Here is a 251-nt window from a genome sequence, read left to right as displayed (position 1 = left end):
TCCTGCACGACCCACCATTCTTTCTCCACGAAGGAATTAAAACTATCGTGGGCGATTAGCTCAGTTGGGAGAGCACCTGCCTTACAAGCAGGGGGTCACTGGTTCGAGCCCGGTATCGCCCACCATTCTCTAAATATTCTTGGAAGTTAAATCTCCAAACCACTTCTTATGTCGCTGGTTGGATTTTTCGACTGTGAGAGTCTTTAGAAAATGAACTTCACAAGAAGTCTCATTGCTCTTTAACAATTTGG

General features: G+C 45.0%; 1 tRNA gene. It reads left to right on the top strand.

From position 1 onward, the window contains the following. The first annotated feature begins 49 nt into the window (after positions 1-49). Positions 50-125, top strand: a tRNA-Val gene (locus AB4517_RS22755). Positions 126-251 lie beyond the last annotated feature (126 nt).

It is taken from the genome of Vibrio sp. 10N.222.52.C3, from assembly GCF_041474195.1.
Taxonomy (GTDB): domain Bacteria; phylum Pseudomonadota; class Gammaproteobacteria; order Enterobacterales; family Vibrionaceae; genus Vibrio; species Vibrio crassostreae_C.
This window is presented reverse-complemented; position numbering and strand designations above follow the sequence as displayed.